This is a genomic window from Cupriavidus sp. GW822-FHT02D05, from assembly GCF_058802485.1.
In genome coordinates this window covers 124,927-139,525 of the sequence record NZ_JBXAOE010000009.1, presented here as the reverse complement: position 1 = coordinate 139,525, position 14,599 = coordinate 124,927, and the positions used below count along the sequence as shown (strand labels likewise).

The 14,599-nt window shown below is 60.0% G+C and carries 11 protein-coding genes and 1 pseudogene; 8 read left to right on the top strand and 4 right to left on the bottom strand.

From position 1 onward, the window contains the following. Position 1 precedes the first annotated feature (1 nt). The 8 genes and pseudogenes from AC1RQK_RS14045 to AC1RQK_RS14010 all read left to right on the top strand — a co-directional run. Positions 2 to 1,021 carry an extracellular catalytic domain type 2 short-chain-length polyhydroxyalkanoate depolymerase gene (locus AC1RQK_RS14045; RefSeq protein ID WP_492809407.1) on the top strand — a complete coding sequence of 340 codons (1,020 nt, stop codon included), beginning with the start codon at positions 2 to 4 and terminating at the stop codon, positions 1,019 to 1,021. A 689-nt stretch (positions 1,022 to 1,710) separates the two neighbouring features. Continuing rightward, positions 1,711 to 3,363, top strand: a complete 1,653-nt coding sequence (locus tag AC1RQK_RS14040; protein ID WP_492809535.1) for a sensor histidine kinase — start codon at positions 1,711 to 1,713, stop codon at positions 3,361 to 3,363. After that, the gene (locus tag AC1RQK_RS14035) at positions 3,344 to 4,024 is read left to right on the top strand and encodes a response regulator transcription factor (RefSeq protein ID WP_492809406.1); all 681 of its coding nucleotides are present in this window, start codon (positions 3,344 to 3,346) and stop codon (positions 4,022 to 4,024) included. The genes AC1RQK_RS14040 and AC1RQK_RS14035 overlap by 20 nt, the downstream gene beginning before the upstream one ends. A 166-nt stretch (positions 4,025 to 4,190) precedes the next feature. Further along, positions 4,191 to 4,661 (top strand): SgcJ/EcaC family oxidoreductase, encoded by a 471-nt coding sequence (locus tag AC1RQK_RS14030; protein WP_492809405.1) that lies wholly within the window; start codon positions 4,191 to 4,193, stop codon positions 4,659 to 4,661. Positions 4,662 to 4,727: 66 nt separating this feature from the next. Then, the gene (tnpA, locus tag AC1RQK_RS14025; protein ID WP_249679065.1) at positions 4,728 to 5,138 is read left to right on the top strand and encodes an IS66-like element accessory protein TnpA; all 411 of its coding nucleotides are present in this window, start codon (positions 4,728 to 4,730) and stop codon (positions 5,136 to 5,138) included. Beyond that, positions 5,135 to 5,482, top strand: a complete 348-nt coding sequence (gene tnpB / locus AC1RQK_RS14020) for an IS66 family insertion sequence element accessory protein TnpB (RefSeq protein WP_492809404.1) — start codon at positions 5,135 to 5,137, stop codon at positions 5,480 to 5,482. Before tnpA ends, tnpB begins: the two co-directional genes overlap by 4 nt. 30 nt (positions 5,483 to 5,512) lie before the next feature. Further along, positions 5,513 to 7,093 carry an IS66 family transposase gene (gene tnpC, locus AC1RQK_RS14015; protein ID WP_492809403.1) on the top strand — a complete coding sequence of 527 codons (1,581 nt, stop codon included), beginning with the start codon at positions 5,513 to 5,515 and terminating at the stop codon, positions 7,091 to 7,093. 775 nt (positions 7,094 to 7,868) lie between these two features. After that, positions 7,869 to 8,343 (top strand): annotated as a pseudogene (locus tag AC1RQK_RS14010) (transposase); the annotation flags it as partial. A gap of 161 nt (positions 8,344 to 8,504) precedes the next feature. Here the strand turns inward: AC1RQK_RS14010 and AC1RQK_RS14005 are convergent. From AC1RQK_RS14005 to AC1RQK_RS13990, 4 genes are all read right to left on the bottom strand, one after another. Further along, entirely contained in the window at positions 8,505 to 9,914 is a 1,410-nt protein-coding gene (locus AC1RQK_RS14005) for a hypothetical protein (protein ID WP_492809402.1), read from the bottom strand. Between the two features lie 811 nt (positions 9,915 to 10,725). Continuing rightward, positions 10,726 to 11,643 carry a DMP19 family protein gene (locus AC1RQK_RS14000; RefSeq protein WP_492809401.1) on the bottom strand — a complete coding sequence of 306 codons (918 nt, stop codon included), beginning with the start codon at positions 11,641 to 11,643 and terminating at the stop codon, positions 10,726 to 10,728. 51 nt (positions 11,644 to 11,694) lie between these two features. Then, positions 11,695 to 13,053, bottom strand: coding sequence for a TolC family outer membrane protein (locus tag AC1RQK_RS13995; protein WP_492809400.1), 1,359 nt, complete (start codon positions 13,051 to 13,053; stop codon positions 11,695 to 11,697). Positions 13,054 to 13,181: 128 nt separating this feature from the next. Next, positions 13,182 to 14,549 (bottom strand): HlyD family type I secretion periplasmic adaptor subunit, encoded by a 1,368-nt coding sequence (locus AC1RQK_RS13990; protein ID WP_492809399.1) that lies wholly within the window; start codon positions 14,547 to 14,549, stop codon positions 13,182 to 13,184. Between the last annotated feature and the right edge of the window lie 50 nt (positions 14,550 to 14,599).

Here is a 14,599-nt window from a genome sequence, read left to right as displayed (position 1 = left end):
GATGAAATCGCTTCGCACCCTTACCATTGCTGCCTTTGCGCTCGCAGTTCTTCCTCATACAGCGCTGGCCGCCGATGCGCTGCCTTCTTTTGCAGGTGATCTATCGCAGACCTCAGTCTCCGGCCTGTCATCGGGCGCCTTCATGGCAGTCCAGTATCAGGTCGCATACTCAGGCTCGGTCGTCGGTGCCGGTGTGGTAGCGGGTGGGCCGTATTATTGCGCGGCTGGGAACATCCTCAACACGACGATCTGCATGGGGCAAGTGCCGTTCGTGCCGCCGAATCCAGCACTGATGGTGGCCGCCGCGACGGGCTTTGCGTCGCTCGGTCAGATTGACCCGCTATCGAATTTGCAGAAGGCCCGGGTCTATGTATTTAGCGGAACGAAGGATACCGTTGTCTACCAGCAGGCTGTCGATGCGACGGTGTCATTCTTCAAGGAGGCCGGCGTTCCTGCGTCTAACCTGCAGTATGTGAATAACGTGGCGGCCGGCCATGCATTCATCACACCGGCATTCGGCAACGTGTGTTCGGATAACGCCTCTCCATATATCAGTCACTGCGCGGTCGGCAAGCGAAAGTACGATCAGGCTGGCGCATTGCTGCAGCAGATCTACGGCACGCTGAACCCGCCGGCGAAGAGTCTGTCAGGAAGAATCGTGCCGTTCAACCAGCGCGAATTCGCGACGACCGCGACAGGCATGGCAGATACAGGCTTCGTTTATGTGCCAAACTCATGCGCTCGGGGAGCAGCGTGCAAAGTCCACGTGGCATTCCATGGGTGCAAGCAGTCCGAAGCCGTGGTCGGCAATGATTTTTACGCGAAGACGAACTACAACTACTGGGCGGACACAAACAACATCCTTGTGCTGTACCCGCAGGTGAATGCGTCTACGCTTCCATTTAATCCGCAAGGCTGCTGGGACTGGTTCGGTTATACCGGTTCCGATTATGCGCTGAAATCTGGGTCGCAAATGAGCGCTGTCAACGCCATGGTCGGCCGCCTGCTATCCAAGCCGTGATGTACGGCGGCCGCCAAGCGGTCCTGATGTTGCCTGTCGCAGTTGGCAACACCAGGGCTTAAGGAGATGAGTCGCCAACGTTGCCACGAATAGCCCAGCCGGCCCCAATCATGGGAGCACTTCCGACGCGCCGGAATTCCTAGTCGTGTCTCGGCCATGGCGGCTTCCCGGTAGTGCCAGAGTCTAACGATCAGCATGCGACAGTTGATGGCGTTCCGCTTGTCGACGGGGGCGCATTGCGTCCGCGAGGAAAGGCGCGACGTTCAGGCTGGTGCAACAGAAGAAGACAAACGATGCGATGGCCGCACTGCGATGCAAGGGTGTGACGTACAATCACCACCGCGCTAATTTCGAACCGGAGCATTTACCAGCAGACGATCGTCGAAAGTGCTGGTAGCGGAGTCATGTCTGCGGGATACCGCGAGCTGCCACAAGATTTGTGGAGGCCAAAATCAGAATGTCCCCCAGCCAGCCACATCAGAATGCCCTCTGGATAGACCTATACTGATAGCGCCCGGATTGGAGGCCCCCCCGGCGCAAGTCGCCAAAGTCTTCCTGGCGCCTCGCAAGCAGGATTGCGCCGAAGTTCGTGACGTCCCAACTGCAAATATCTTACGACCAACTCTTTTCAAGCCACTGCCAAGGCCTGAGAATGCATGCGCGTAGCTACGCCAATTCCAAAGCTCGTCATGTTCCGTTTTCGTCTTTCTCTCGCCTTTACCTTACTTGTCGCCCTTGTCTGCGGTCAGGCAAGTTTTGTCTACTGGGGCGCAAATCGGGTGAATGACTATGCGCAACACAGTCGGCTCGCCAGCGACATCCTCTCTGAACTACTGGACCTGTCTGCGAACAAGCAGCGGCTGCGAGTTTGGGCGTCACAACGGGTGATGAACGCCGACGCACAGCCAGAGACTCGAGACCGGCTGCTGACAAGGATGAAGTCTAGCGTCCGTACACTGCAGCAGCTTGCCCAGCGCGATATCGTGCTGTGGAATGAAATTTCCGCGCGTGACGGCGTGCCGATCCCTTTGGAAGTCGATCAACTGGCCAGCACGACGGAACTATTGGGCGACAACATTGCGGCCGTCGAAACCCGGCTCCTTGAGTTGCAGCCGCTTCCGCGGGACGCCGATTTCGCCGGAGTATGGCGTGAACTGAATGATGTCTTCGACAAGGCGCGCGGCCGCGACCTACGTGAACGGCTCAACGGCGCGATCGAGCGCCAGCGCACGGCGGTGCCAGTCGCCCGGGCGGCCACGGAGCGCGCCCTGGATCGACTCCGGACGCAAGCATTCGGCATGGCGGGCGTCGTGCTGCTGGCTGCAATCGGCCTCGCCTTGCACCTTAATCGCAGGCTTCAGCGGCCACTCGATCAACTGCTCGAAGGGGCCAAGGCCCTACAGTCCGGAGCGCTGGATTACCGCTTTCCGATCTGGTCCGGCGACGAATTCGACCGTGTGGCTGAAGGTTTCAATGCCATGGCTTCGGAACTCCAGCAGCACCGCAGTGATGCCGATGCAGCTCGCCGTAGGCTGGAGGATGCCGTGCAGGCGAGAACGGCAGAGTTGCGTTCCGCGCACGAAGCGCTTCAGCGGATCGATCAGCGTCGCCGACAGCTCTTTGCAGACCTTGGCCACGAACTGCGTACGCCCACAACGGCGATCCGCGGCGAAGCCGAGATTGCCCTACGCGGCGCGGAAAAGCCGGTGCAGGATTACCGCATGGCGCTGGAGCGCATCGTTGACGGAGCTGAACAGCTTACCGGACGCATCAACGACCTGCTGCTCATCGCCAAGGCGGAAGCCGACCAATTAGCGATGCAACCGAGCTGCATCGACCTGGTTGCGCTCCTGCAGGATGCCGCGCACTTCGCGGAAGCACTGGGAGTGGACCACGATGTCAGGATGCAATTAGTGCCGCCAAAGGACACCACCGAGGTCACAGTGCTGGCTGATGCCGACCGACTGAGACAGGCCATCGTCATCCTCCTGGATAACGCCGTGCGCTACTCACTGCGGGGCAGCACGGTGCGCCTGCGCTGCAAACCAGGCCCTGACGTCGTGCGGATCGAGGTGGAGGACGAGGGAATTGGCATCGATGCGGATGAACTTGCGCTGGTCTTCGAGCGATTCGTGCGCGGCCGGCGCGCCCGCGCCCATCGCGCCGACGGCACAGGTATTGGTCTGTCCATCGCGCAAGCCATCGTGCAGTCGCATAATGGTCGCATTTCATTCGAAAGCGCCCAGCCACAAGGCACTCGCGCGTGCATTGACCTTCCCCGCTACCGCAGAGCGATGGAAGCAAACGACCAACAGTACAGTTATGAACATTCTGGTAATTGAGGACGACACCCGAGTTGCGGACTTCCTGGTGCGGGGGCTACGCGCAGAAGGCTATCGCGTCCAACTCGCGCGTACCGGCCCAGAAGGGCTGGATTTGGCACGCGGCGCTGAGCCCGCCCTGCTCCTGCTTGACCTGATGCTGCCGGGCATCGACGGCCTCGAGCTTTGCCAGACGCTGCGTGCGGAACGCAACCACGTGCCCATACTCATGCTCACGTCGCTGACCGATGTGGATGACAGGGTTGCCGGGCTACGCCTTGGCGCAGATGACTATCTCACCAAACCGTTCGCTTTCGAAGAACTGCTTGCGCGCATCGAAGCGCTGCTACGACGCGGCCGCGAACAGCGGCCAAAAGAGAACCTGCTTCAGGTGGCCGACCTCCTGCTCGACCGCGAACGCATGCACGTCACCCGCGCCGGAAAACCGGTCGCACTGACTGCCAAGGAGCTGGCTTTTCTCGAATTGCTGATGAGTGCGCCCGGCCGCATCTTCAGCCGCGAGCGCATTCTTTCCAATGTGTGGGGCGCGAATGAGGACCCCTTGACCAATATCGTGGACGTGTACGTGCGTCGCCTGCGCAGCAAGGTCGACGAAGGCCACCCGCTCGCCCTCCTCAAGACTGTGCGGGGACTCGGCTATCGGCTTGACAGCGAGCCCTAATCGGCACTCGCCCTACCCTGTTCATTTTCGGTTCATCTTTGCGTCAGGATCGGTTCATCGAATTCTCAGGATGTGGTTCATGTCGGGGTTTAACAATGGACTCGTGCCGCTTCACTGGCACCGCACCGGCAAGGTGCGACGAATAAACGAACGATAGGACACTTCGATGAAGACCGTTGGTGCAGCCTCCCTGATGACTGCCGCAGCAAGCACTCTGTTCATGTCCATTCCAGCCAGCGCGCAAACGACGTCATCCGCGACGTGCGCCCCGGCTACCGAGCAGCAGATTGCCGCCTTGTTCGATCGCTGGAACGATTCACTGCACACTGGCGAACCGGACAAGGTCGTCGCAAACTATGCTCAAGACGGCGTACTGCTGGCGACCGTATCGAACGACCCGCGCACAAATCCCGCAGCCATCCGTGACTATTTCGTAAAGTTCCTGAAGGGCAAGCCGCAAGGGGCGATTGACAGCCGCATTATCAAGCTCGGCTGCAAGGTCGCGCAGGACGTCGGCACGTATACGTTCAAGTTCGCCGACGGCAAGACGGTACACGCGCGCTATACCTACGCGTATGAATGGCAGAATGGCAAGTGGCTGATTGCCCATCATCATTCTTCGGCAATGCCAGAGTAAGCGAGTCGCCAGCACCGTCTGTACCGTTCAGTAGAGTGGCGCCAAAGTAGTTCCCACCAAATAGTGATGGGAACTACTTTGTCACAGTCACAGGAAGAACCAGTCGCCGGCAGTCGCAAAGGCCGGCCGAACCACAGCGAGGAATTCAAGCGGCGGTTGGCAGCCGCTGCGTGTGAGCCGGGTGTCTCGGTATCGAAATTGGCGCGCGAGCACGGCATCAACGCGAACATGCTGTTCACCTGGCGCCGACGCTATCGAATGGAGCAGCGCCAGGAAGCCGCGGTGTTGTTGCCGGTGACCGTTGAACACCCAAGCTCGCCACCCGGTCCGATGCCAATGAGTCCGGCCGCTGCGGTTTGCGAGCCGACTCCGCCGCACGGCGCCATTGAGATCCGTTTGGGCCGAGCGGTGATTCGCATTGAAGGGGCAGTCGACCCGGCCACGTTGCGTACCGTACTGGACCGTTTGACGCCATGATCGGGTTGCCGGCGGGAACACGCATCTGGATCGCTGCAGGCGTGACCGACATGCGCTGCGGATTCAACGGGCTCGCAGCGAAGGTGGAGGCGACTCTGCAGGAGAGCCCGTTCTCCGGCCATGTCTTCGTCTTCCGCGGCAGGCGCGGCAATGTCGTCAAGGTGTTGTGGTCAACGGGCGATGGGCTTTGCTTGCTCTCGAAGCGCCTGGAGCGTGGACGTTTCGTCTGGCCGCAGGCCGACAGCGGCAAGATCCACCTGACGCAAGCGCAGTTGTCGATGCTGCTGGAGGGGATCAACTGGAAGCAGCCCGAGCGCACCTGGCCGCCACTGTCGGTGTTGTAAACCTTGTGGCATGTGCGTAAACTGCCGCGCATGCCAATCGACCCCAGCGATCTCCCCGACGACATTGAGGCCCTGAAGGCCCTGGTGTTGGCACAGCGGGAATCGATCGCACTCATGGAACGGGCCTTGGTGGTCCGCTCCATGGAGATCGAGCAGCTAAATCTGCAGATCTCGAAGCTGAGGCGGATGCAGTTTGGCCAGAAGTCCGAGAAGCTGGATCGACAGATTGAACAGCTCGAGACCCGACTGGAAGATCTGCTGGCCGAGGAAGGTGCGGCCGAAACCGAAGCCGATCCGCAGGCTACCCCTCCTGTCCGGAAGAAAGCGGTACGCAAGCCGTTGCCGGAGCACTTGGAGCGGGAGGAGCGGGAGGAGCGGGAGGAGCGGGAGGAGCGCATTCTCGAGCCTGAGACCGAAGCCTGTCCAGAGTGCGGCGGTAAGCTCAAGCCGCTGGGCGAGGACATCTCGGAGCAACTCGATATCATCAGCAGTTCATTCAGGGTGATTCGGCAGGTTCGGCGCAAGAAGGCCTGCGCCTGTTGTGATTGCATCGTCCAGGCTGAGGCGCCAAGCCGGCCGATTGAGCGCGGCATTGCCACGGCGGGGCTGCACGCTCACATACTGGTTGCCAAATACGCTGATCATCAACCGCTGTACCGCCAAGCCGCCATCTATGCCCGGCAGGGCGTGGAGCTGGACCGCACGACCATGGCTCGCGGTGTCGGCGCTTGCGGTGCGCTGGTACGCCCCCTGGTCGAAGCTTTGCACCGATACGTGATGATGCCCGGCAAGGTGCACGCGGACGACACACCGCTGCCGGTACTTGCGCCAGGTAAGGGACAGACCAAGACGGGAAGACTATGGGCTTACGTGCGGGACGATCGCGCATCGGGTTCGGATGCTGCACCTGCGGTCTGGTTCGCCTACACACCAAATCGCCAGGGTCAACATCCCCAAGCGCATCTGGCCGGCTTCCGCGGCATCCTGCAGGCAGACGCGTATGCGGGCTTCAACGCTGTTTTTACCGATGGCAGTGTGCGCGAAGCAGCTTGTATGGCCCACGCGCGTCGTAAGGTGCACGATCTGCATGTCCGCAAGGCAACGCCGACCACAACGGAGGCGTTACGCCGGATCGGCGAGCTCTATGCCATCGAAGCGGAAATCCGGGGTAAGCCACCTGCCGTGCGTCAACAGGTGCGGCAGCAAAGATCCCGGCCCCTACTGGACAGCTTTGAAGTGTGGTTGCGAGAGCGGCTATTGACGCTCTCGACGCAGTCGGAAACGACCAAAGCCATCAACTACATGCTGAACCAGTGGCAAGCGCTAATCTACTACTGTGATGATGGCCTGGCAGAGATAGACAACAACATCGCGGAGAATGCGCTGCGCGGTGTCGCGTTGGGTCGGAAGAATTTTTTATTCGCCGGCGCTGACAGTGGCGGCGAGCGCGCGGCCGCAATGTACTCGCTCATCGGGTCCTGCAAACTCAACGGCATCGATCCTGAGGCCTATCTGCGTCACGTCTTGGCCCGCATCGCCGATCATCCCGTCAATCGGATCGACGAACTTCTGCCGTGGAACGTCGCCGCTCAACTGGCGTTGCAAGCCTAAAGCAGCACCACTCCTGTCTCGTCGTCAACCACGGTGCTGGCGATCCGCTTACATGCCAGAGACGACTGTGCATAAATAACCGTCCCAGCGCACCCTGCCGGCAGGGTGCCGGGATTCCATGGCATTCGCCTTCTTGGCCATCCCCTTGCTCCCAAGCTGCATCTTTGCGTTTTCATGGACGAACGAATGCAGCTGCACTTTGCACTCCCCATAGCCGTCGAAGTTACGATGGCAGCTTTTGGCTGGTGGCGCTAATCTTTGGCCGTTAATTGCAGAAATGCCAAGTTATGCCGGAAGACATTTAGCGAACGCCGACGATTCCACCCAATCTACCGACCCGGCAAAGGCCTCTTGGCAATTGCGTAGACCTGGCTCTTACGTGCGAGCTGACACGCCCGACGGCGACTAGTCCCATTCCCGGTCGCTGCCGCGCTCTGCTTCGTATGTCTTAACCTCTTCTGCCGCATGAGAAGCCGCCTTCTCGAGGAGAGGCACGTGTCCTTCGGGACGACCAGCATTGCCAAACCCAAGCCGTCCAGAGCGCGGAGAACGTAGTCAAGGTGAACGTGCTGTAGCGCGTGTACGGGAAGGTCGTGGCTTCCTGGTTGGTATTGACGAAGTCAATATCCTTGTTCTCCAGCATTACCTCAGCCGTCACTTGCACCCCATCGGGTACGATCGCCATGATGGGTTGCACCTCTGTGAGCACGCTGGCTTCCGTATGCGTGAACAATTGCTGCACAGTGCCGGCCACGGGTGCGGTCAATGTCGCCATTCCCCGGCGGGCGACACTGGCCCGAATCCCACGGACCGCAGCAATCTCGGCGGCAAGCCCCACCTCGTCGTAGACCGGCGTGGCCTGCCACTGGCGCTGACTGTGATCGGTGCCAACCGCCATGACTCGATTGTCTTCCGGGCGTTGGTCGATGCGATTCCCTCTGTGCCGAGGTTTGTCTGGCCGGCCACGATCTCGCCCCGAGAAGCTGCACGCTGACAAGGGATGCGACTTCCTGCGCTGCCGTCGGCATCTGCGCAAGCGTGGCATTGAACCACGCATTGGGCGTCGCGGCGTAGAAAGTCATGAGCGACGCGGAGAGCATCGCCGGGTTGTCGAACGGACTCCTGCTTGGCCTGCTGCCGTCGGTAAGCTGCTTCGCACTCGTTTCGAACGTCGCATCGATACCCAATTGGCTTTACTGACTCTGGATTGCGCCGTCATCTGTTCCAGGCTCGTGGAGCGGTTTTGTTAGCCGTTCTTAGCCGCTACACGCGAAACTCGCCGTATAAGGCTATGTTAAGTTTCGAGTCATTCGGCGATGCCAATGGACACCGATGACGCCAAGGCGCGGCTTTGGCCGGACTCAGCCCTCATGTTCTTGCAAGGCTTTCTTGACGCAGGTCTTGCCAAATCTCAACGGATTCCGCGCAGTCTTTCCAGAGCGACTCGCTCACGGGCCAACTCTTCTTCTTGCCAACCGCAAAAGCATTGCCTGAGCCGTTGCTCGCTGGCATCGAACTGTACGGCCGCCTGATCGATTCGCTGGGAGCGCTCTGCCGGAATGTTGCTTGCGGCAGCCAGAAGGCGGTAGCCCACCCCAAGCCCCAGTTCGAGCGAGCTTGGTTGCATGGACTGCGGCTGACGTGAAAGCGCGACCTGAGCGCGCTGCAGCGCAGCGATGGCCTCATGCACGCGAGCCGCGTCAGGATGCCCGGCATCCGTCAGGAGCGACTGCTCCAGGATATCGACCATTGCGCGCTGACGCTGCAGCTTCACGCGCTGGAGGCATGGGCTGTCGCCTTGGACCATGTTGATCTGCCAGTGTCCTTTCGCAGATTCCAGCCCTCTGTACGTGGCGTCGGAAAGACTGGGGCCCCAGCCCGGTGATTTAGCCATGAGAACGACTTGCTGATCAAAGCCCCATCGAAGTTCTCCAATGACCTTCAGTCCTTCATCACCACGCACAAGGGACGCGAGGTCATAGAGTGCTTTGCCCAACGCATCAAGTTGTGCGAATTGTTCAACGGGTATTGCCCGGACATCCAGTGCGTCACGTAGGCCCCCGATCTGCTTCCTTAGCTCGTCTGCATCTCGATGCAAAAAGGCCCGTTGCGCCAACAATTGGCGATGCTGGCCCTCAAGGAGCCGTAAGCCTTCGTTGGACTCTACCTTGGGTGCCAGAGACAGCAGCGCGGTCGACTCCCTGATCGCTTCTTCCCACAAAGAACGCCCAGCAGCTCCGCCTAGGCCGTCGGCTTCCTGATAGAGAGCACGCACGAGGATCTGCCTTGAGTTTAACTCGACAAGTTGGCCGTTCGATCCTCGACTCGAGTGGAGCATCTGCGTGAGCTGCTGGCGCGCTGTAGCATGAGACAGAAGATCGCGGCGCAAGGCCGCCAGTCGCAAGCTCGCGATCAAGGCAGCACGCTGCATGCCCTCTTTTTCAGGCCATTTCTTCAACTGGTCAATCGCCTGCAGCAAGTGCGCTTCATCGCCCTCCGCATATCCAATGCGGAGATTGAGAAGTGCCTTCGCCTCCTGCGCAGTCGCAACGTTTGGCGGCGAAAACCCGCGCTGCAGGTCGTCAAGTCCTTTGCGCGACGCTTCATCACGCGGAGGCGCACACACGGAGTAGGTCGAAGGTCCGCTTGGTCCTCCAATAGTGAAAGGGCGCGCTTGCCCGAAGGCCGAAAGGGATGTAACGAGACATGCGGCCAGCGCGCTGGCGATCAACCAGGTCCGGTGCGACGTAGTGCAGAAGCGGCCAAGCTTTGCCAGCCTCGCCCGGCAAGCCAACTGTGGATGTGCGGATGGTACGACCATGTTGCTTTTAGACTCCTGAGCAATCGCGTTATCCAGAATTACTCCGGCCTCTCCTGCCGCTCGGCTGGATAACAAGAGGCGTCCTCTTTCAATTCAGGACGCCTTCTTGCAGTGAGAGAGCTTGGTGCCGATTCACCTGTTCTCCGCGAGTAGCGCCCCCGGAAGCGAGGCGAAATGCAGTGGTGTGCGAGATATTAGTATTCCAGATCTCTGTGACAGAAGGCCCAGAGTCTGTATAGGCCTCGCCGTATCCGACACCACCCGGCTGTTGCGGTAACGCGCTGGAAGACCGTTTCTTTCAGACTTGCTCATTTCCGCTCAACCAGGAACTAAGCTGACGTCCTGCTTGGTCCAGGCCAGAATTAATTCTGGCGTTTTCGCCGTGGCCAGGTCTTTCCTCCACAGAGGCACCGCACAGGTGTAAGGGGTGTTCACTTAGCTCCGGGCGCTTATTCGCCATCACGGGCCTAGTCGGATTAAGTTGCCGTCAACGCTGCGTACCTCGGAGACGCCATGTGGAGCATCAACGGTTAAACTGATCACGGCGAAGTGGTACTTGTCGACGGTCAAAACGCGGAAGCGGGTTCGCCTGGCACGCCGGCGACTTCTCCGGCCACACCTCCGACCTGAAGTCAGCTAAACAAGTACGGAAGCGGCTGCCGCATTTTGAAGCAGGCAGCTCGGCCTATTCCCGACATACTCGCCTTCGCATCTCCGTCCGCGTTCGCTCTCGGTTAGCTGTAAATCCGCGGAAACTCACTTTTGACGGTCCACGAGATACTCGATAGAGATCATACCGATATCCGACTCGTTAGACCTCCGTGTATTCCAAGTCGGTCCGATCGATGACCTTGTCAATAACAAGGGCGTCCGGCGTCTCCCTCATGTTGCAGAACACCACCTCGTCGGTGTAATAGATCGCCAGGTAGTTAACACCTGATATTTCGAAATGCGAAAGCCATACTTCCTTTCCTTTGTGCTCTTCCGTCCAATTATTTTTGGCCATAAAGGGCAAATCCAGGCCGTTCTGCCTGGCGAGGCCGGCGGCGTATTCCCATCGGCTCTTCTTCAGCGGCGCATTCGCGATTAAGTCTGTCACGAAATCGCGCTTCTGCTTGCCCAATGCCGCCAGCCTGGCATCCAGCAAGGGGTTACGTCCGAAAATTTCCGCCATGCTGAACTTCCATTGCAGATCCGGAACGGGCTTGATGTACGACAGAGATTTCAGCCACCTCTTCTGCAGCGTGGCCACGTCGTTGGTTGCGTTCAGCATGTGGAATTCACGGTCCTTCTGCTCGATCCATTCGTCAACTTTGCCGTGGATTGGGTGGTTGAACCCGCCTCGCGCGCGCACGGCGGCCGTGCGTTCGGCACTCGCGTTGGTGTATTGCGCAACCTCCCGGAAGAGGCGCTGATGAGCGTAGGCGCCTACCGCCCCGAGCCCTTCTTCCACTTCGCGCTGTACGTCTTCCGACCATCCGCTATTGGCCACGAACTGCTCATGCCCGCCGTTGCTGACCTCAGCCTGGTAATTGCTGAGGCGATGGTTGTAAAGAAGCGCTGCGGGGATTTCGTGCCGGGTGTAGGCACCATAGTCGGCTAGGTATTCCATGATCTTCATCAGCGCCCCGATCAACGCATGAGGATCGTCACTGTCATAAATGCCTTGGCGGACTGGAATCATGTTCAGACGGGGCAAGTGTGGGGCCAGGGGGTCAAAGATATCCATTGCCGGTTCAGTAAGGTATTTGCCTCCGCACGACAGTGCGGACGATGGCGGTTAATGGCTGCTCAACGGTCTTGAGGCGCTGTTGACTTCGAAGTACTGCGCCATGGTGTTCACATGAGCCACGGACAACTCACCGGCATAGAAGCGGAGCTTTAGCCATGACAACAGGTGGGCGTAGCGAGCCTGCGCCAAGTTGCGCAGCGCGTCATAGAACTGCTGTTCGGCATCCAGGATATCCGCATTGACGCGCTCACCTCCGGCCACGCTCTTTTTCATCGCGACGGTCAGTTCGCGCGCTGAATCCACGGCATATTGATAGGCTCGCATTTTGGCCGCACTGCTGTTTTGCAGGTTGAACTGCTTGCGCAACTCGTTTAACACTTCACTAAACCTGGCATCGTTTTCGTAGCGTAGGCGCTCCTTGCTGTCCACTGCCTGCCTCACCGTCGCGGACACGCCACCGCCAGCAAAGATCGGCACGGTGACTTGGATGCCGATGCTGTTGGTCACATAGCGCTGATCGAAAGTCGCTTCCGAACTGGATTTTTGGCGGCCCGCCGTCGCGTATAGACTGACCTTGGGCAGATGGCCGGCGCGAGCCTGCTCGACCTGCTGCTCAGCTGCATCCAGCGAGTAGCGCAGTGCCGCAAGTTCCGGATTACCTACCAGGGCCATCTTATGCCAGGCCTCGAAACCGCCGGGCTCCTGCGGCAGCGCGCCAAACGCCCTGGCCAGCGGCGCTAGGTTCTCGGCTCGCAACGACTGTCCTATCATGGCGCCAAGATCACGCAGCGCGGCGTCCAGATTGTCCCGCGCCTCGATCTCCTGCGCCTGTGCCAGGTCGTAGCGGGCCTGGGTCTCCAGCATGTCGGTGCGAGTGCCTTCGCCAGCGTCGAGGCGCCGCGCGTTCAACGTCATCTGCTCAGCAAACGCGCGCTTCTGCGCCTGCGTCAGGTCGATCTGGTCTTTAGCAAAAAGCGCCTCGGTATAGGCCTGCGCGACGCGCACAGCCACCTCCTGGCTGCGGCTGCGGAAGCGGGCGTCAGCATGGTGTGCTTGCGCAATGCCACGGTAATAGCGCGAGATCGCCTCGTAGTCGAAGACCGGCTGCTCCAGCGTCAGTGACGACGAATAGCTACGGTAAGAACGGTCCGACGTGGACCTCCCCAAAAACCCCGGTTGGGTCACCTCAGATTGATTGCGCCCCGCCTGATACTGGAAAGACAGCTTGGGCAACAAGGCCGCCCGGCCGATAGCGCGTTCTTCGAGTCCTGCATCCCGCTCTTTGAGAGCTGCGTGGTAGGTCGGATCGTATTCCAGCGCCATGCCATAGACTTCCATCAACCCGATCATACGGGTGTCGGCGCCGACTTCCATTGCAAACCGAGGCGGTGACGCTTCTGCGTCCATGTCTGTCGCCGCAGCGGCATCCGTACCCGCATCCAGGCACAGCAAAGCAAGCGCCAGTAAACCTCCCGGTCCGCCCCATCGCCATCTCTTGCTCCCGCCCCCTGCGCACCGCGCCAACCTGCTGCTCATCAACGCTCCCGAATACTCTCGCTGCCATACTGGATCAGCGGATCGAGGAAATACTCGATCACGCGTCGCCTGCCTGTCTTGATCTCCGCGGTCACCGCCATGCCCGGTGCCAGACGAATGTCCGCCCCATTGACGGCAATGGTTGAGCGCGCCATGGCGATACGCATCGAATAGATTAGGCCGCGCTTCTCATCGCTGATTGCATCGTCCGACACCGAAGTCACGGTGCCTGGCACGACGCCGTACTTGGTGTAAGGAAAGGTCTCGATCTTGACCTCGGCTTCCTGTGTGGGCAGTACGAAGCCCACGTCCTTGTTCTCCAGGAACGCCTCGACCTCCAGCACGTTTTCTTCCGGCACCACCAGCATTAGAGACTGGGCTTCCGTCACCACGCCGCCCAGTGTGCGCACAGCCAGTTGCTGAACCGTGCCGGACACGGGGGCGGTCAGCCGCGTCAGGTGCTCTGACTGTCTGGCCTTGATCAGGTCCTGCTCCAGCAAGGAAATATGCTGGCGGCCTTCATTCAAACGGTCCAGGCTTGCGTGCCGCGCGTCCGCCCGCAGTGTCTCGCGTTGCTGCCTGGCCTCTGCGATAGAGGCCTCGATTTCTTTCAGGCGGCTGCGTTGCACGGCGAGATCCGCCTCCTGTTCGATACGCTCGCGCTCGCGTTCCAAATAGGTATTGCGCGCCACGTATTGCTCGCCCGCCAAGGCTTTCAGGGCCTCAGCGCGCTGGCGCACGATAGGTGAGGTCTTTTCCAGCTTACTCACAAGCGCCAACGTGGACTGGTGCTCGGCCTGGCGGCGCGCCAGCTCCGCATTGATGCCGGCCAGCTTGGCCTGCAATGCCGAGAACTCTGCCTCAGCCAGACGCTGCACATCGGCGAAGGCGCGCGGATCGACATCGGCCTGCGCCAGTGCGGGCGCACGCTTTCCATCAATGGCCGCCAACATGGCTTCGGCATGTCCGACCTGCAAGGTCCACGTTTGTAGTTCGTTCACGATGCGCTGCTGTTCTGCTCGGGTAACGGTGCCGTCAAGTTCGATCAGCAAATCCCCCGCCCGCACCGATTGCCCTTCGCGCACGTGGATGGCCTTGACCGTGGCCGTACCGATGGGCTGCACAACCTGGGTGCCTTCGCTGGGGATGATCTTGCCTTGCGCAGTCGCCACGATGTCCACCTGGCCGAAGATTGACCACAACAAAGCCAGCAGCGCAAAGACGATCAGCAACCACATGGCCACCCTTGGTGCGGGCGACACAGCCGTCTGCTGCAGGGACAAGGCGGCCGGTAGAAACTCTGCTTCGTCGGCATCGTAGCGCTTGCCCTCCCAGGACTTGCGCTCTCGCCAGGATGCCGCAAACACTCCGACGTAACGTTTGCACAGGTCGCCCCATGCACCAAAAATATGCCCCC